This window comes from Rhodococcus sp. NPDC054953, assembly GCF_053609225.1.
Window position 1 is genome coordinate 1 of record NZ_JBSGXD010000029.1, and the last position, 16482, is coordinate 16482.

At 71.0% G+C, this 16482-nt stretch carries 17 protein-coding genes and 7 tRNA genes; 11 read left to right on the plus strand and 13 right to left on the minus strand.

All coding sequences use genetic code 11. The features are described from left to right. The 12 genes from ACWF62_RS17825 to ACWF62_RS17880 all read right to left on the minus strand — a co-directional run. A partial coding sequence (locus tag ACWF62_RS17825; protein ID WP_452630842.1) for a glycosyltransferase family 4 protein occupies positions 1 to 930 on the minus strand: 930 nt, incomplete at its 3' end. Position 931: 1 nt separating this feature from the next. Beyond that, positions 932 to 1831: a phosphatidylinositol mannoside acyltransferase gene (locus tag ACWF62_RS17830; RefSeq protein WP_378570054.1), complete on the minus strand. Its 900-nt coding sequence runs from the start codon at positions 1829 to 1831 to the stop codon at positions 932 to 934. Continuing rightward, positions 1828 to 2493 carry a phosphatidylinositol phosphate synthase gene (gene pgsA / locus ACWF62_RS17835; RefSeq protein ID WP_378506220.1) on the minus strand — a complete coding sequence of 222 codons (666 nt, stop codon included), beginning with the start codon at positions 2491 to 2493 and terminating at the stop codon, positions 1828 to 1830. Before pgsA ends, ACWF62_RS17830 begins: the two co-directional genes overlap by 4 nt. 1 nt (position 2494) lies before the next feature. Further along, positions 2495 to 3073 carry an HIT family protein gene (locus ACWF62_RS17840; RefSeq protein WP_378506219.1) on the minus strand — a complete coding sequence of 193 codons (579 nt, stop codon included), beginning with the start codon at positions 3071 to 3073 and terminating at the stop codon, positions 2495 to 2497. Then, positions 3070 to 5121, minus strand: a complete 2052-nt coding sequence (thrS, locus tag ACWF62_RS17845; RefSeq protein WP_378506218.1) for a threonine--tRNA ligase — start codon at positions 5119 to 5121, stop codon at positions 3070 to 3072. Before thrS ends, ACWF62_RS17840 begins: the two co-directional genes overlap by 4 nt. 108 nt (positions 5122 to 5229) lie before the next feature. Beyond that, entirely contained in the window at positions 5230 to 5880 is a 651-nt protein-coding gene (locus ACWF62_RS17850) for a (2Fe-2S)-binding protein (protein WP_452630844.1), read from the minus strand. Next, complete coding sequence (locus tag ACWF62_RS17855) at positions 5877 to 6680, minus strand: ABC transporter ATP-binding protein (protein ID WP_378506216.1); 804 nt, start codon at positions 6678 to 6680, stop codon at positions 5877 to 5879. Before ACWF62_RS17855 ends, ACWF62_RS17850 begins: the two co-directional genes overlap by 4 nt. After that, complete coding sequence (locus ACWF62_RS17860) at positions 6677 to 7768, minus strand: FecCD family ABC transporter permease (RefSeq protein ID WP_378506215.1); 1092 nt, start codon at positions 7766 to 7768, stop codon at positions 6677 to 6679. The genes ACWF62_RS17855 and ACWF62_RS17860 overlap by 4 nt, the downstream gene beginning before the upstream one ends. Next, the gene (locus ACWF62_RS17865; protein WP_452630845.1) at positions 7765 to 8772 is read right to left on the minus strand and encodes an ABC transporter substrate-binding protein; all 1008 of its coding nucleotides are present in this window, start codon (positions 8770 to 8772) and stop codon (positions 7765 to 7767) included. Before ACWF62_RS17865 ends, ACWF62_RS17860 begins: the two co-directional genes overlap by 4 nt. 234 nt (positions 8773 to 9006) lie before the next feature. Further along, on the minus strand, positions 9007 to 9384 hold the full coding sequence (locus tag ACWF62_RS17870; RefSeq protein WP_378506399.1) for a TIGR02611 family protein: 378 nt from the start codon (positions 9382 to 9384) through the stop codon (positions 9007 to 9009). 76 nt (positions 9385 to 9460) lie between these two features. Beyond that, on the minus strand, positions 9461 to 9964 hold the full coding sequence (locus tag ACWF62_RS17875; RefSeq protein ID WP_378570052.1) for a DNA-deoxyinosine glycosylase: 504 nt from the start codon (positions 9962 to 9964) through the stop codon (positions 9461 to 9463). 61 nt (positions 9965 to 10025) lie between these two features. Beyond that, positions 10026 to 10097: transfer RNA gene (locus ACWF62_RS17880), tRNA-Val, on the minus strand. A 333-nt stretch (positions 10098 to 10430) separates the two neighbouring features. Here ACWF62_RS17880 and ACWF62_RS17885 point away from each other — a divergent pair. The 8 genes from ACWF62_RS17885 to ACWF62_RS17920 all read left to right on the plus strand — a co-directional run bounded on the left by ACWF62_RS17885 (position 10431) and on the right by ACWF62_RS17920 (position 12558). Further along, positions 10431 to 10503 (plus strand) — tRNA-Gly (locus ACWF62_RS17885). A 23-nt stretch (positions 10504 to 10526) separates the two neighbouring features. Next, positions 10527 to 10597: transfer RNA gene (locus ACWF62_RS17890), tRNA-Cys, on the plus strand. Between the two features lie 22 nt (positions 10598 to 10619). Beyond that, positions 10620 to 10694: transfer RNA gene (locus ACWF62_RS17895), tRNA-Val, on the plus strand. A gap of 210 nt (positions 10695 to 10904) precedes the next feature. Next, positions 10905 to 10977 (plus strand) — tRNA-Gly (locus ACWF62_RS17900). A gap of 22 nt (positions 10978 to 10999) precedes the next feature. Next, positions 11000 to 11070: transfer RNA gene (locus ACWF62_RS17905), tRNA-Cys, on the plus strand. A gap of 18 nt (positions 11071 to 11088) precedes the next feature. Beyond that, positions 11089 to 11163: transfer RNA gene (locus ACWF62_RS17910), tRNA-Val, on the plus strand. Positions 11164 to 11311: 148 nt separating this feature from the next. Next, on the plus strand, positions 11312 to 12100 hold the full coding sequence (locus ACWF62_RS17915) for a hypothetical protein (RefSeq protein WP_452630846.1): 789 nt from the start codon (positions 11312 to 11314) through the stop codon (positions 12098 to 12100). Further along, positions 12097 to 12558, plus strand: a complete 462-nt coding sequence (locus ACWF62_RS17920) for an RDD family protein (RefSeq protein WP_378570051.1) — start codon at positions 12097 to 12099, stop codon at positions 12556 to 12558. Before ACWF62_RS17915 ends, ACWF62_RS17920 begins: the two co-directional genes overlap by 4 nt. Before the next feature lie 67 nt (positions 12559 to 12625). Here the strand turns inward: ACWF62_RS17920 and ACWF62_RS17925 are convergent, their stop codons facing one another. Continuing rightward, positions 12626 to 14023, minus strand: a complete 1398-nt coding sequence (locus ACWF62_RS17925; RefSeq protein WP_378506210.1) for a GH1 family beta-glucosidase — start codon at positions 14021 to 14023, stop codon at positions 12626 to 12628. 113 nt (positions 14024 to 14136) lie between these two features. Here ACWF62_RS17925 and ACWF62_RS17930 point away from each other — a divergent pair, with 113 nt between their 5' ends. Genes ACWF62_RS17930 through ACWF62_RS17940 form a run of 3 tightly spaced genes read left to right on the plus strand, consistent with a single transcriptional unit; the run spans position 14137 to position 16342 of the window. Further along, positions 14137 to 15333, plus strand: a complete 1197-nt coding sequence (locus ACWF62_RS17930; RefSeq protein WP_378506209.1) for an MFS transporter — start codon at positions 14137 to 14139, stop codon at positions 15331 to 15333. A gap of 41 nt (positions 15334 to 15374) precedes the next feature. Beyond that, on the plus strand, positions 15375 to 15815 hold the full coding sequence (locus ACWF62_RS17935) for a hypothetical protein (RefSeq protein WP_378506208.1): 441 nt from the start codon (positions 15375 to 15377) through the stop codon (positions 15813 to 15815). After that, the gene (locus ACWF62_RS17940) at positions 15812 to 16342 is read left to right on the plus strand and encodes a GNAT family N-acetyltransferase (protein WP_378506207.1); all 531 of its coding nucleotides are present in this window, start codon (positions 15812 to 15814) and stop codon (positions 16340 to 16342) included. Before ACWF62_RS17935 ends, ACWF62_RS17940 begins: the two co-directional genes overlap by 4 nt. The last annotated feature ends 140 nt before the right edge of the window (positions 16343 to 16482 follow it).

Here is a 16482-nt window from a genome sequence, read left to right on the forward strand (position 1 = left end):
CAGCAGGCCCGCGGTGCCGTCGCGCAGCACGCGCCGGAACGCGTCGAGTTCGCTGGCGACCACCGGGACGCCCGCGGCCATCGCCTCAACGAGGACGATGCCGAACGACTCGCCGCCGAGGTTCGGCGCGCAGTACACGTCGACGCTGCGCAGGGCGGACGCCTTCTCCTCGTCGGTGACCTGCCCGAGCAGGTGCAGGTGCCGCGCGTACCGGCCCGCCTCCTTGCGGAGCCGGTCCTCGTCGCCGCGGCCGACGACCAGCACCCGCAGGTCGGGGTGTCGCTGCACCAGCTCGGGCAGCGCCCCGAGCAGCACGGCCATGCCCTTGCGCGGCTCGTCGTAGCGGCCGAGGAACAGCACCGTCCCGCCCCGGCGCGGATAGCCGTCGAGCGGTGCGGCGTTCGCGAACGCGGGCACGTCGACACCGTTCGGGATTTCGACGGCGTCCGAGCCGAGCGACTCCACCTGCCAGCGCCTGGCCAGCTCCGACACCGCGATCCGGCCGGTGATCTTCTCCAGGTACGGCTGCAGGACACCCTGAAACGTGCTCAGCACCAACGATTTCGTCGTCGATGTGTGGAAGGTCGCGACGATCGGACCCTCCGCGATCTTCATCGCGAGCATCGACAGGCTCGGCGCGTTCGGCTCGTGGATGTGCAGGACGTCGAAGTCGTTGTCGGCGATCCACCGCCGCACCCGCGCGTACGACACCGGCCCGAACGTCAGACGGGCGACGGACCCGTTGTACGGGATCGCGACCGCCCGGCCCGCGGACACCACGAAGTCGGGCAGGTCGGTGCCCTCCGAGGCGGGCGCGAGCACGCTGACCCGGTGTCCCCGCTCGATCAGCACCTGCGCGAGCTCGACGACGTGCGCCTGCACTCCCCCTGGGACGTCGAACGAGTACGGGCACACCATCCCGATCTTCACGTCACGACTCCATTCGGGCCAGGCGCGCCTCGGACAGGTCGGCGAGCCACAGCGGCTGCAGCATGTGCCAGTCCGCGGGGTGGGCGGCGATGTTCACCGCGAACCGGTCGGCGAGGGCCTGCGTCGCGGCCTGCACCCCGCCGCCGGTATCGATCGGGGCGCCGACCGAGAACCCCCAGTCGTCCCCCTCGAACCAGCAGTGCACGGGCAGCAGCGCCGCCCCGGTCTCGATCGCGAGTTTCGCTGGCCCGGCGGGCATCCGGGTCGGTTCCCCGAAGAACGTCACCGGCACCCCGCGCGCGGCGAGGTCACGCTCGCCGAGCAGGCACACCACCCGGTTGTCCCGCAGCCGGTCCGCGAGCTGACCGAACGGCGGCGCCTCCCCGCCGCTGAGCGGGAAGATCTCGAAGCCGAGGCTTTCCCGGTACGCGACGAACCGCTGGTACAGCGACTCCGGCTTGAGCCGCTCGGCGACCGTTGCGAACCGGCCGTGCTTCTGGACCAGCCAGACCCCTGCCATGTCCCAGTTCCCGGTGTGCGGCAACGCGAGCACGACACCCGCGCCCGCGGCGAGACCAGCCTCGAGGTGTTCCTGCCCCTGGATCTTCGAGTCCAGCCGCCGACCCAGTTCGGCCTGGTCCATCGACGGCAGCCGGAACGCCTCCCGCCAGTACCGGGCGTAGGACCGCACCGACGCCCGGATCAGCTCGTCCGGCACCCGATCCGGCGGCACCCCGAGCACGCGGGCGAGGTTGCGCCGCAACTGGTCCGGCCCACCGCGCCGGGTGGCGAGGTCGGCTCCGAGGTCGAACAGCCGGGTCGCGACGCGGTCGGGCAGCGCCCGGACCAGGCGCCAACCCGCCGCGTACCCCAGATCGCTCGCCCGTTCCCCGAGGCTCACTGTGCCTCGCCATCGGGTGCGGCGATCGGCAGCAGGTCACGCGCACCGGGCGAGTTCCGCACCGCAAGCACCCGCTGAAACACGGTGATGACACTGGCGACGGCGAGCAGCCACATCGCCACGTACACCGCCCATTCCAGCCATCCGATACCGAAATGCCCCGCAATACCGGTCAATCCAGCCCCGACGAGGACGATGATCAGCCGGTCCGGCCGCTCGATGAGTCCGCCGTCGGCGGACAGGCCGCTCGCCTCGGCGCGCGCCTTCGCGTACGAGATCACCTGCGAGGTCACCAGGCAGATCAGCGTCGCGACCAGCAGTGAACGGCTGCCCTCGTGGTACACCGCCCACCAGGCGAGGCCGGCGAAGATGGCGCCGTCCGCGATCCGGTCACAGGTGGCGTCGAGCACCGCCCCGTACCGGGTGCCGCCGCCGCGGGCCCGGGCCATCGCCCCGTCCAGCATGTCGAACATCACGAAGAACCAGATGAGCATGGTTCCCCAGAACAGGTGCCCGGACGGGAACAGGGTCAGCGCGCCCGCCACGCTGGCGACGGTGCCGAACACGGTCACCACGTCCGGTGTCAGCCCGGTGCCGATCAGCGCCCGCCCCATCGGCGCGGTCACCTTCGACACCGACGCCCGCCCGAGAATGCTCAGCATCTCATTCGCCTCCGCTGCCGGTAATCGGCTCCTGCCACGCGGCCGACAGCAGCGCCCTGGTCTCACGCAGCAGCTGCGGCATCACCTTGGTGCCGCCGAGGACGGTGATGAAGTTGGCGTCCCCGCCCCACCGCGGGACGATGTGCTGGTGCAGGTGCTCGGCGAGCGACCCTCCTGCTGCCGCACCGAGATTCAGACCCACGTTGAACGCGTCCGGTCGCGACACCCGCTTGATCACGCGGATCGCCTGCTGGGTGAACGCCATCAGCTCGGCGGACTCGCCCGCGGTGAGATCCTCGAGCGCCGCGACCCGCCGGTACGGCACGACCATCATGTGCCCCGGGTTGTACGGGTACAGGTTGAGCACCGCGTAGACGTGCTCGCCGCGCGCGACGATGAGGCCCTCCTCGTCGCTCATCTTCGGGATCGCGGTGAACGGTCCCTCCTCCGACGTCGCCGCCTTCGGCGACTCGGCGATGTACGACATCCGGTGCGGCGACCACAGCCGCTGCAGCCGGTCCGGGTCGCCGGGCCCGGTGTCCACCATCGACCCCTCGGGCTGGTCGGGTGTCCCACTCATGTGAGGTCCCCGACGAGGTCCGCGGTCGGCGACGAGTTGTCGCGGCGGGCGATCCAGTCGGTGATCACCGCGATGGCCTTCGCGACCGGCACACCGTTGACCTGGGTGCCGTCCCGGAAACGGAAGCTGACCGCACCGGACTCGACGTCCCGCTCGCCCGCGAGCAGCATGAACGGCACCTTCTGCGTGGTGTGGGTGCGGATCTTCTTCTGCATCCGGTCGTCGCTGGCGTCGACCTCGGCGCGGATGCCCGCCTTGCGCAGGCCGCCGACCACGTGGTGCAGGTGGTCCTCGAACGCCTCCGCGACCGGGATGCCAACCACCTGGAGCGGGGCCAGCCACGCCGGGAACGCTCCCGCGTAGTGCTCGGTGAGCACGCCGAAGAACCGTTCAATCGACCCGAACAGCGCACGGTGGATCATCACCGGGCGGTGCTTGGCGCCGTCGGTGCCGGTGTATTCGAGCTCGAACCGCTCGGGCAGGTTGAAGTCCAGCTGGATCGTCGACATCTGCCAGCTGCGACCCAGCGCGTCCTGCACCTGCACGGAGATCTTCGGACCGTAGAACGCGGCCCCACCCGGGTCCGGGATCAGGGTCAGGCCGGAGGCCTCGCCGACCTCACGGAGCGTCGCGGTGGCCTCCTCCCACAGCGCGTCGTCGCCGACGAACTTGTCCGGGTTCTTCGTCGACAGCTCGAGGTAGAAGTCGTCGAGTCCGTAGTCCTTGAGCAGGCCGAGCACGAACTGCAGCGTGGTGGTCAGCTCGTCGCGCATCTGCTCCTTGGTGCAGTAGATGTGCGCGTCGTCCTGCGTCATGCCGCGGACCCGGGTCAGTCCGTGCACGACGCCGGACTTCTCGTAGCGGTAGACGGACCCGAACTCGAACAGCCGCAGCGGCAGCTCCCGGTACGACCGGCCGCGGGACCGGAAGATCAGGTTGTGCATCGGGCAGTTCATCGGCTTGAGGTAGTACTCCTGGCCCGGCTTGCGCACGGTGCCGTCCTCGTTGAGTTCCTCGTCGATGTGCATCGCCGGGAACATGCCGTCGCGGTACCAGTCGAGGTGACCGGAGACCTCGTACAGGTGTCCCTTGGTGATGTGCGGCGAGTAGACGAACTCGTAGCCCTCCTCGACGTGCCGCTTGCGGGAGTAGTCCTCCATCTCCTGCCGGATGATGCCGCCCTTGGGGTGGAACACCGGCAGCCCGGAGCCGAGCTCGTCGGGGAAGGAGAACAGGTCGAGTTCCGCACCGACCTTGCGGTGGTCGCGCCGCTCGGCCTCGGCCAGCAGCTCCATGTGCTCATCGAGCGCCTCGCTCGATTCCCACGCGGTGCCGTAGATGCGCTGCAGCTGCGCGTTCTCCTGGTTGCCCCGCCAATACGCGGCGGAGCTGCGGGTGATCTTGAACGCCGGGATGAACTTGGTGGTCGGGAGGTGCGGGCCGCGGCACAGGTCCTTCCAGATCACCTCGCCGGTGCGCGGGTTGAGGTTGTCGTAGATGGTCAGCTCGGTGCCGCCGACCTCCATGATCTCCGGGTCGTCGATCCCGGACTTGTCGCTGATCAGCTCGAGCTTGAACGGCTCGTTCGCGAGTTCGACGCGGGCGTCCTCGATGTCGTCGACGACGCGGCGGGAGAACCGCTGCGCGTCCTTGACGATCTTCTTCATCCGCTTCTCGAGGCGGGTGAGGTCCTCGGGGGTGAACGGCTCGGCGACCTGGAAGTCGTAGTAGAAGCCGTCCTTGATCGGCGGGCCGATGCCGAGCTTCGCGTCCGGGAACTCCTGCTGCACCGCCTGCGCGAGGACATGCGCGCAGGAGTGCCGGATCACGCTGCGACCGTCGTCGGTGTCGGCGGCGACGGCCTCGACCTCCACGTCGACGTCCGGGGTCCAGGACAGGTCCTTGAGGGTTCCGTCGGCGTCCCGCACGACGACGACGGTGTCGGGGCCCTTGGTCGGGAGGCCGGCCTCACGGACCGCCGCACCGGCGGTAGTCCCGGCAGGCACCCGGACGCGGGCGGCTGGGGCTACGGATGCAGGCGTGGTCACGGCGATGTGCTCCTCGGTGTACGGGCCGACACGACGTCGGCACGGCAGATGAGCCCTCATGCTATCGGCACCGCCGACCGTTCGGCCCGTACACCCGGTCCGGTGCGCCTACAGGCCCGCCAGCCGCGCGGCACGCACCTCCGGCCGCTGATGCGGGCAGCTGACGCACTTGGCCCGGTCGGCGGCACCGGGATCGGCACCGGCGACCGCCGCGGGCGCGCGGTAGATCAGGCAGCACGACGTGCGGCGCAGGAACCTGCGCGGACCGACGTCGACGAACCTCGGCACCGGGAGCGGCGGCCCGATCAGCTCCGCGAGCCGGACCGCGAGCGCGCTGCCCGCGGCGGGCGAGCCGAGCCCGGCCCCCGCGTCGAGCGCCCGGTTCCCGAGCGAGTCCGCGGCGATCGCCCACAACGCGGGCACACCGGCGCCGCTGGCCTGCGCCAACGCGGCGATGATCGCCTGGAGGGTGTCCCGCAGGCCAGCGGCCAGCTGCTCCGGTCCCCGCACCGTCGCCTCGGTGTGCAGCGCGTCGAGGTAGCCGTCGGGGCGCAGCGTCGCGGTGGCGTGCGCCAGCGCCGGGTCGGGCGCGACCCCGGCGCGCAGCAGTCCGGTGGTCGCGGGCGCCAGCAGCGTCGAACTCGCCGAGTACCACCACAGGGTGCCGTTGACCCTGCGGTCCCGGCAGGTCCACCGGCGTCCGGTGTCCGCGATCCGGGCGTCGAGCCAGTCCGCGTCGGTGAGCAGCGTCGCCCTCATCGCGCCTCCACCTCCTCCTCGGCCAGCCCGGTCACCGACAGCGACCGGGCACCGGTCGCCGGGTCGGTATGCACGGATCCGAGTATCCCGAAGACATCGGCAAGCAGCGGCCCGTCGAGTACCAGGGCGGGGTCACCGGCCCCGACCACCGCGCCGTCGTGCAGGACCGCGATCCGGTCGCAGTACTCGACGGCGAGCCGCAGATCGTGCAGCGTCACCACCACGGCGAGGCCCTCATCGGCCAGCCGCCGCAGCAGCCGCATGACGGTCAGCTGGTGCCGCAGGTCCAGGTGGTTGGTCGGCTCGTCCAGCAACAGCACCCGCGGCCGCTGGGCGAGGGCGCGGGCGATCGAGACCCGCTGCCGTTCCCCACCGGACAGCGCCCGCACGTCCCGGTCGGCATGCGCGGTCAACCCGACCTGGGCGAGCGCGTCGTCCACGACGGCCGTGTCCCGCCCGCTGGCGCGTTCGAGCCAGCCCAGGTGCGCGGCGCGGCCGAGCCGGACCGATTCCCGCACCGTCAGCCCCGGCGCGCTCGGCGGTTCCTGGGTGCTCGCGGCGAGTTCCCTCGCCAGCTCCCGCCGCCCGATCGTCGCGGAGTCCCTGCCCCCGACCGCGATCAGGCCCGCGCTCGGCCGCATCGCCCGGTAGCAGCAGCGCAGCACCGTGGTCTTGCCGCTGCCGTTCGGGCCGACGAGCGCCAGCACCTGCCCCGGGGCGACCTGCAGGTCCACCCCGGCCAGCACCTCGCGGCCGCCGAGCTCGGCGCGCAGTTCGTGGATGGCCACCGCGGCGCTCATGCGTCCTCCCGCCGAAACTGGCGGTACAGCATCACCACGAACACCGGCGCACCGACCAGGGCGGTGACGACACCGACCGGCAGCTCGGTGCTCGCACTGACCGCGCGGGCGGCGAGGTCCGCGAGCACCAGCGCCACCGCGCCGAGCAGCGCGGCCACCGGAAGCAGCCGCATCGCGCCGAGCCCGACCAGGAAGCCCGCCACGTGCGGGATCAGCAGTCCGATGAACCCGATGCCGCCCGCGACGGACACGGCGGCCGCCGCGAGTACCGAGACACCCAGCAGGACGAGCACCCGGAAGCGGCGCACGTTCATGCCGAGCGCGGCTGCCCCGTCGTCGCCGGCGTGCAGCAGGTCGAGCCAGCGCGCCGACGCCAGCGCGGCGGCGCCGATGACGGCGAGCGCGACCGCGGGCCACACCGCGGTGGACCAGCGGGCATCACCGAATCCGCCAGCAAGCCAGCGCAGCACCGTCGACAGCTGGTGCTCGTCCGCGATCACCAGCAGCACGAACATCGTCAGCGCGGTGAACACCTGGGCCATCGCGACGCCGACCAGCACCACGCCGGTCACGTTGTGGTGCCTGCCGCCGATCGCGAGGGCCGCGACCAGCGGCACCAGCGCGCCGAGGAACGCGGCCGCGGGCACCGTGAACACCCCGAGCAGGCCGGTGCCCACGCCGAGCACGGTGACCAGCACGACCCCGAAACCCGCGCCGGAGGACACCCCGAGCAGGTACGGGTCGGCGAGGGGGTTGCGGGTGACGGCCTGCGCGAGCGCGCCGCCGAGCGCGAGCGCGGCACCGACCGCGGCCGCGGTCAGGGCGCGGGGCAGGCGGGAGTCGAGGACGATCCGTTCCCTGGCCTGCGACCACCACGGGTCGAAGGCTCCCCCGCTGATCCGGTGGCCGACGATCGCCCACACGTCGCCGACCGGGATCCGCACCGAACCGAACGACACCGCGAGCGCGATCGCCACCGGTAACGCGACGAGGAGGCCGAGAATCAGTGCGGGCGTTGCGATCCGACGGGCCGCTTCCGGGGCGTCCGCGGCAGGGGTCGACGCGGCGGGCGCCGCGACGACCGTCATCCGGTCACCCCCGCCACGGTCGGATGCAGCCGCCCGGCGAGCTCGCGCACCGCGTCGACCATCCGCGGGCCCTCGAAGAAGTTGCCCAACGGCAGCACGACGATCCGGTCCTCGCGGACCGCGGGGGTCGCCGACATGATCGGGTGCCCGCGCAGGTAGGCCAGCTTCTGCTCGACCGGCGCATTGCCGTAGTCGAGGACGACGATCGCCTCCGGCGCGCGTTCGCCGACCGTCTCCCAGGTGGTCGTGGTGTATGGCTTCACACCGTCGGCAGTGATGTTGCGTGCGCCCGCGTACTCGGCGATCAGATTGCCGATCCCGACCCCGCCGATGGTCAGCGGCTCGTTCTCGCCGCCGTCGTAGAAGAAGGTCGGCACCGGCGCCGCGCCAGCCGCGGTGAGCCGCTCGCGCATCTCGGCGAGCGGCTGGGTGATCTCGGCGGTCAGCGTCGCGGCCGCCTCCGGGACACCGAGCAGGGCACCGAGATCGGCGAAGTCCTTCTCCAGCAGCCCGATCGACGGGAAACCCTGCCCGCAGTACTCGGAAAACAGGAAGGTGTCGATGCCCGCCGCCTCGAGCAGGTCGCGGTCCCGGCCCTCCTTCGCGTCGAAGGCGCTGCGCATCCCGCCGACGACCAGATCCGGTTCGAGGTCACGGATCTGCTCGGCGGTCGGGTACTGCCGGGCCAGGCTCGGGATGGCGCGGAACCGGTCGGCGACCTCCGGCATCGGGTTCGGGGTTTCCCCGTAGCCCATGCCGACGATCCGGTCGGCGACGCCCATCAGGATCAGCACCTCGGTGACGTGGGCGTTCATCGGGATGATCCGCTGCGGTGGCGCGTCGAAGGTGGTGGTGCGCTCGCAGTTGGTGACGGTGACGGGCGTGAGGAACGGCTGCGCCGCCGCGTGTTCGGCGGCGCCTGCGTCCCGGGAGCAGCCGGTCAGCGCGAGGGTGGCGACGAGTGCGAGAGAAGCGATGCCGCGTCGCTTGTGGTGAATGTTCACGGGGACCTCGGGGTTCGGGGGTCCACCAGCGCAGCATCCGACACGGCACCGGCCGATCCGCCGGCGCACTGACCGGACTTCCGCTCGTGGACCACGACGATGGGGAGTCGCACGACGATCGGCAGGTAATCGGGCTCACCGCTGCGAGAGCGGCCTACCGTTGCGGGCCAGCGCCGGACTTCGACCGGACTTCCCCTGCGCGAACGCCTGTAGTGCTGCGGGCAGTATGCACTGTCAGAGCGGGGACTCGAGCAAGGGGTGCTCGATCCCGATCCACCCGCCCGCCATGTCGATCGCGCCGAGCACCCACAGCGTCGCGACCACGACCAGCGCGGTCCCGAGCCCCGCCAGGATCTTCACCACCGGGGACTGCCTGCCGAACCACTCCATGAACTCGTCGTACTTGCCCTTCGCGAACCGGAGCAGGCGGTACGCCCAGGTGAACTCCGAGCCGAGAATCCCCAGCCCCGCGAACACGATCAGCCAGCCCGGCCCCGGATACGGGATCGCGATGATGCCGACCGCGAGAACGAGCGTCCCGACGACACCGACCGCGATCCGGTAGCTCAGGTTCAGGACCGGGTTCGCGGCGATCCGCCGTCGTGCCCGCATCCACCGGTTCTCGCTGCGCGCCTGTGCCGTCACCCGGTCAACGGTACCGAGCGACCCGCAGCACGGCCGCGGGTCGTCACCGCTCCAGCAGGGCCCGCCACGCGTCGACCTTCGCCCGGGCCGGCGTCGCGGCGTTCGCGGGGCTGGTGGACGGCAACCGGGCGAGGGTCACGCCGGCGGGGTGCGCACCCGCCGCAACCACCGACCGGCGGTAGGCCATCTCCGCCCGGGCGCCGTTGAAGAACACCCGCTCGATCGCGGTGTGCCGCGAATAGAGGGCGGCGAAGTCGTTCGGAACCTCGGAGCGGACCTCGATGTCGGCGTCCGCGCTGCCCGTCCTGCGGCACGCCTTCAGCACGTCCCACAACGCGACGCCGTTGTCCTGCAGGGTCCGCAGCCGGTGCGGGTAGGGCTGGTCGGGTCCCGCGCCGAACAGTTCGCCCATGATCGGCCAGAAGCTGTTGCGGGGATTGGCGTAGTACCTGCCTGCAACGAGGGACGGCGCGCCGGGCATGGACCCGAGAATTAGGGTGTGGGAACTGTCGTCGACAACGGCGGGGAACCCGTGAACCAACGTCATGGCGAACCATTAGACAGCAAAAAGGCGGCCGCGAGAACCCTCGCAACCGCCTTTTCTGCTGTGGTCCCGGCTGGGATCGAACCAGCGACCTTCCGCGTGTGAAGCGGACGCTCTCCCACTGAGCCACGGGACCGTGCCGCGGAGATCAACTCCGGCGGCCGAACGAGGAGAAAACTAGCACGGTCCAGTGATGGTTGGAAAACCGGCAGGTCACACGGCTGCACGCCCGCACGAGGACGTTCCCGACCCCCTCCCGGCCGGGGACACCTCGCCCGCGGGTTCCGCATCCGCCCGCCCGCCACCTCGATCCGGGACGGAAGGGCCCGGCCCCTCGCCCACTGGCAGGTGAATTGCACCGCTGTTGTTTGCATTCACCGGAGTTGACCAGGCGATTTGTCGGCCCCGACCCCGTGGGCTAATGTTTCATCTCGCAGCACGGAGGCAGCAACGCCCCCGGGATTGCAATGCGGATGTAGCGCAGCTGGTAGCGCATCACCTTGCCAAGGTGAGGGTCGCGGGTTCGAATCCCGTCATCCGCTCGAGAGGTTGGACTCAACCTTGCGGTGGAGTGGCCGAGTGGTGAGGCAACGGCCTGCAAAGCCGTGCACACGGGTTCGATTCCCGTCTCCACCTCTCATGCACGACCGATAGACGCGCGCGATTAGCTCAGCGGGAGAGCGCTTCCCTGACACGGAAGAGGTCACTGGTTCAATCCCAGTATCGCGCACCATAGTTCGACGAAAGGACCCCGGATTTCCGGGGTCCTTTTTTCATTCCCCCGTTCCGGCGCGAGCGGCGCTCTGCCCGCCTCGCGGCCAGGCACGCGCGCCGACAGAATCCCCGGAAATACATCCTGACCAGCCGAATTGTGGTCTGCGCGCTCCATGGGCTACTGTTCCTTCTCGCAGCCCGGAGGAAGCAACGCCCCCGAGATTGCAATGCGGATGTAGCGCAGCTGGTAGCGCATCACCTTGCCAAGGTGAGGGTCGCGGGTTCGAATCCCGTCATCCGCTCGAGAGGGTGATCAACCCCCGCGGTGGAGTGGCCGAGTGGTGAGGCAACGGCCTGCAAAGCCGTGCACACGGGTTCGATTCCCGTCTCCACCTCGCACGAAGGTGAAACCCGCGCGATTAGCTCAGCGGGAGAGCGCTTCCCTGACACGGAAGAGGTCACTGGTTCAATCCCAGTATCGCGCACCATAGTTCGACACGAAGGGCCCCCGGCATGCCGGGGGCCCTTCGTGGTGTCGTCGGTCCTGCTCGGCGTCCCGGTGCGCCGATCTGCGGACCTGCCGCCCGATCGGGTATGTACTGGTGCAGACAATCGCCGCATCGAGAGGACGCCGCCATGGTCATCGCCGCCGATGCGCCGCCGCCGGGAGTTCCGCCTGCCGGGTCCCCGCGCCGGACCGACCCGATGCTGATGGCGGTCGGTGCCGCCGCGGGCGCGGTCGACCTGCTGCGGTGGTCCACGCGCGGCGTCCTCGGCGCGGCCCGCGTCGTCCCCGGCGTTGGCCGGTCCCTCGACGCGCTGGCGTCGACGGCGGCCGAGCGCGGCGCCGCGGCACTCGGTGCCGCAACGGAGCTGGGCCGATCGGTGCTGCGCGGCGCCGTCCGCGAGGTGGTGGCCGCCGCGTTGCTCGAGGTCGACCTGACCCGGATCGTGCGTGAGCACGTCGACCTCGACCTGATCGCCGCGGGCATCGACGTCGACCGGATCGCCGCGCGGGTGGACGCGGCTGCCATCGTGCGCCGGATCGACCTCGACGCGATCGTCGACACGGTGGACCTCGAACGCCAGGTGCGCCGGATCGATCTCGACGCGATTGCCGCCACCCTCGATCTCGACGTGCTCGCGGCGGGCATCGATGTGGACGCCGTCGCCGCCCGCATCGACATCGATGCGATCATCGCCCGCCTCGACCTGATCGGGCTCGCGAACCGCATCATCGACGGCGTCGACCTGCCGCAGATCATCCGCGACTCGACCGGGTCGCTGTCCGAGGAGGCGGTGCGCGGGGTCCGCAGCCAGGGCATGCAGGCCGACGACGCGGTCGCCGGTTTCGTCGGCCGCCTGTTCGGCCGCGACCGGCACAATCACGGGTACCCGAGGACCGGCGAGGGGGCCGGCCGGTGACGCCCGCCGTTCCGGAACGCCGACCGGCCGGGATCGTCACCCGGGGCCTCGCCGCGGCGGTCGACCTCGGTGTCGTGCTGACGCTGCTCGGCCTCGGCTACCTCGCGCTGGTCTTCGTCCGACTGCTCCTCTCGCCGCAGGCGTTCAGCTTTCCCGCACCCGAACTGCTGATGTCGGTGACGGCATGGCTCGGCACGTCGGTGGTGTACCTGACCGGGTGCTGGGCGACGACCGGGCGCACCGTCGGGTCGCTAGCGATGGGGCTGCGGGTCACCACGCGCAGGCACCGGCGGGTCCGTTGGGCGACCGCACTGCTGCGGGCGCTGGCGTGCGTCTTCTTCCCGATCGGGCTGGTCTGGGTGGTCGTCGACCCGCGGCGCCGGTCGATTCAGGACATCGTGCTGCGCACCGTGGTCGTGTACGACTGGCGGCAGGACCTGGACACCGTCACGGCCTGACGCGGGACTGCACCGTCACGGCCTGACGCGGGACCGCACCGTCACGGCCTGACACCGGGCTACTGGGTCATGGCGTGACGCCCGCCGGGCGGTTGGCGCGGATCAGGTTCCGGTACCAATGGTAGGAGTCCTTGGGTGTGCGGGTGAGGGTGTTGTAGTCGACGTGGACCAGGCCGAACCGCTCGCGGTATCCGGCGGCCCACTCGAAGTTGTCCAGGATCGACCACACGAAGTAGCCGCGGACGTCGACGCCCGCGTCGAGCGCCGCGCGCAGGGCGTGCAGGTGGTCGCGGTGGTAGTCGATCCGTCGGGTGTCACGGACGCGGCCTTCCCCGTCCGGGTCGGCGTCGTGGAAGGAGGCGCCGGACTCGGTGATGTAGATCGGGGGCAGCGCGTCGCCGTAGCGGTCGCCGAAGGTCTGCACGATCTCCCGCAGCCCGTCGGGCACGATCGGCCAGCCGAAGTCGGTCCGCGGATAGCCCTCGATCGCGACGGGGCGGAACGGCATGCCGGGCGGCAGGTCGACCTCGAGCACCCCGCTGCTGCCCTCGCCGCTGATCGGGGCACCGATCACCGTCGGCTCGTAGTAGTTGATGCCGAACCAGTCCAGCGGCTGCGCAATGGTTTTCAGGTCATCGCCGATCGGCCCCTGGAGGATGGCGGCGAGTTCCGGCGCCGGGTAGGCACCGCGCAGGACGGGGTCGGCGAACGTCCAGTTGACGATGTGGTCGTAGATGTCGGCTGCCTCGACGTCGGCCGGGTCGTCGCTCGCGGCGTGCACGGGGGCGTGGTTGGAGGCGATGCCGATGTTGGTGCAGCCCGCGGCGCGCAGCGCCTGCACCGCAAGGCCGTGGCCGAGCAGCTGGTGGTGTGCGGCCTGGAGCGCACCGAACCCGAGTTGCAGGCCGGGCGCATGCACGCCGAGCGCGTGACCGTAGAGGGTGTGCACCACGGGTTCGTTGAGCGGCATCCACATTCGCACCCGGTCACCGAGCCTGCGGCCGACGATGTCCGCGTACTCGGCCAGCCGGGCAGGGGTGTCGCGGTCGAGCCATCCGCCGGTGTCCTGCAATGCCTGCGGGAGATCCCAGTGGAACAGCGTCACCGCTGGCGCGATGCCCGCCGCGCAGAGCTCGTCGATGACCCGGTCGTAGAAGTCCAGGCCCGCCGCGTTGACGGGACCGCGGCCGGTGGGCTGGACGCGCGGCCACGACACCGACAACCGGTACGCCCCGACCCCGAGGTCACGCATCAGGGCGACGTCCTCGCGGTACCGGTGGTAGTGGTCGATCGCGACCGCAGCGGTCTCCCCGCCGACCACGGTGTCCGGTCGGTCGCAGAACTCGTCCCAGATGGACCGGCCGCGGCCGTCGGCGTCGACCGCCCCCTCGATCTGGTAGGCCGCCGCGGCCACACCCCACAGGAAGTCGGGGGGAAAGGTCGGATCGGAGTGCGCTGCAGTCATGGACGGAGTCTGACGGTTTCCTGGACGCACGTCCAGAGCAGTGTTTCAATGCGTGCACGACCGACTGCTCCCCCATTCCCGCCCGCGGGCCCGGCGAAAGCACCGACCACAACATGACCGATCCCCTGCCCGACCAGCGCACTGCCCGCGTCGCGACCGCGGCGGCGTTTGCGCTGCAGGGCTTCTTCCTCGCGGTGCTGCTGACCCAGCTTCCCCAGTTCAAGGACAAGTTCGGGTTCACCGAGACCACCATCGTCGTCGCCGTCGTGACCGTCTCGCTCGTCGCGGGGGCCGGCAGCGTGCTCGCCGAGTTCGTCGCGACCCGCACGTCGAGCCGGACCACCCTGCGCGTCGGGCTGTCCGTGATCGCTGTGGCAGGCGTGGGAATCGCGTTCTCCCACACCACGATCCTGTTCTTCGTCGGATTCGCCTGCTACGGCATCGGGTTGGGGATGGTGGACGCCGCGGCGAACATGCAGGCGGTCGCGATCCAGCGTCGGTACGGGCGGTCGATCCTGTCGTCGTTCCACGCGGTGTGGAGCGTCGGCGCCATCGTCGGTGCCCTGTTCGTGTCTGCATCCGCGGGACTCGGTGTCGGTCTTGGGGTGTGCCTGCTGATCGCGGCGGTGGTCGTCGGCGCCGGGACCGCCGCGCTCGGTCCGCGGCTGCTGGTCACCGGAAGCGAGGCGGCGGACCCGTCGACCGCCGCGGCACCGCTGTCGGTCCCGCTGCGCCCGTTCCTCGCGCTCGGCATCGCGATGGCCCTGTTCTTCGCGATCGACTTCGCGGTCGGCAACTGGTCCGCGCTGTACCTGACGGACATGCTGCTGGCCAGCGCGAGCACCGCCGCGCTTGCCGTCGCCGCATATCAGGGCGCGGGACTGGTGTCCCGGCTGACCGGCGACTTCTGGGTGCGCCGGCACGGGGAGATCGCCGTCGTCCGGGTCGGTGCCACGATCGGCGCGGTCGGCCTGGTGGTCGTGGTCTGCGCGACCGGACCGGTGATGGCGATCGTCGGGTTCCTGATCGTCGGGCTCGGCGCGCCGGTCGTCGCGCCGCTCTGCTTCAGCGCCGCGGGCCGGCTCGCGCCGCCGGACCGCGCGGATGCCGTGGTGGCGCGGCTGAACCTGTTCAACTATGCGGGCACCATCATCGGCGGCGGCATCGTCGGCGCGGTGGCCGCGCTGTCGAACATGCGGATCGGCTTCGCGATTCCGCTCGCGTTCGCGGTCGCCCTGATCCTGCTTGCCCCGGCGTTCCGGCCGGACCGGGTGCCGACGACGCCGCAGGCGGCCGATCCGGTGCACTGACCCCGTGCCTGCGCGGCGTCGGGAGGTGGTTGACTGGCATCATGCCGAACTGGGGCTGGCTCATCGTGATGCTGATTGTCGTCGACGTCGCCGTCGTCGTCGTGTGGTTGCTGACCCGCCGAAAGACCGCGCTCGCGGACCCGTACAGCCCGGCGTTCGTCCGCGGACTCGACCTCGAAACGCGGGACCGGATCGAACGGCTCGTCGCGGACCACAAGCAGGTTCAGGCGATCGCCCTGCTGCGGGAACGCACCGACCTCGGGTTGGTCGACGCGAAGGCGGCCGTCGACGCCGTCGCCCGCGGCGAGTGGGTGCCGACCGCGGGCCCGGACAGTGCGCCCCCCACCGGAGGCTGGTCGGATCTCGCCCCCGCGCTGCGCGCGCTCAAGTCCGAGGGCAAGGACGGCAAGGCTGCGCGCATGCTGTGCGAGCACACCGGCATGAGCCTGCGCCAGGCGAAGGACACGGTGGCACGGCTGTGACCGTCACCGTCTCCCCCGCCGTCTCCTCCGACGCGGCGGAGCTCGCCGCGGTCGCGGCGGTCACCTTCCCGCTGGCGTGCCCGCCGTCGGTCACCGCCGCCGACGTCGACGACTTCCTCGCCACCGTGTTGTCCGCCCAGCGGTTCGCCGACTACCTCGACGACCCCGACCGGACCGTGCTCAAGGCCGTCACCGGCGGGACGATCGTCGGGTACGCGATGCTCGTCGACGGCCTGCCCGACGACCCCGATGTGCGGGGTGCGGTGACGGCGCTCCCGACCGTGGAGCTCAGCAAGCTCTACGTGCTTCCCGGCCATCACGGCGAGGGAGTGTCGCACCGGCTGATGGACGCCGCGGTGGCGGCGGCGCGCGGCGCCGGTCTCGCCGGGGTGTGGCTCGGGGTCAACCAGGAGAACGCCCGCGCCCAACGCTTCTATGCCAAGCAGGGATTCACGCGGGCGGGCACCAAACGTTTCCGGGTCGGCGACCAACTGCACCACGACTTCGTCCTGCAGCGGATCCTCTGAGCCCCGGCGGATGCGCCTGCGGCACTGTGGGGGGGGGTTCCCCCCACGGGGGGGGAAGGCCCACAAAGGGGAGGAGAGAAGACCAGGGGGGGAACCGAAACCAGAAAGAAAAAGAAAGCGAGAAGGGGGGCATAGGGCGT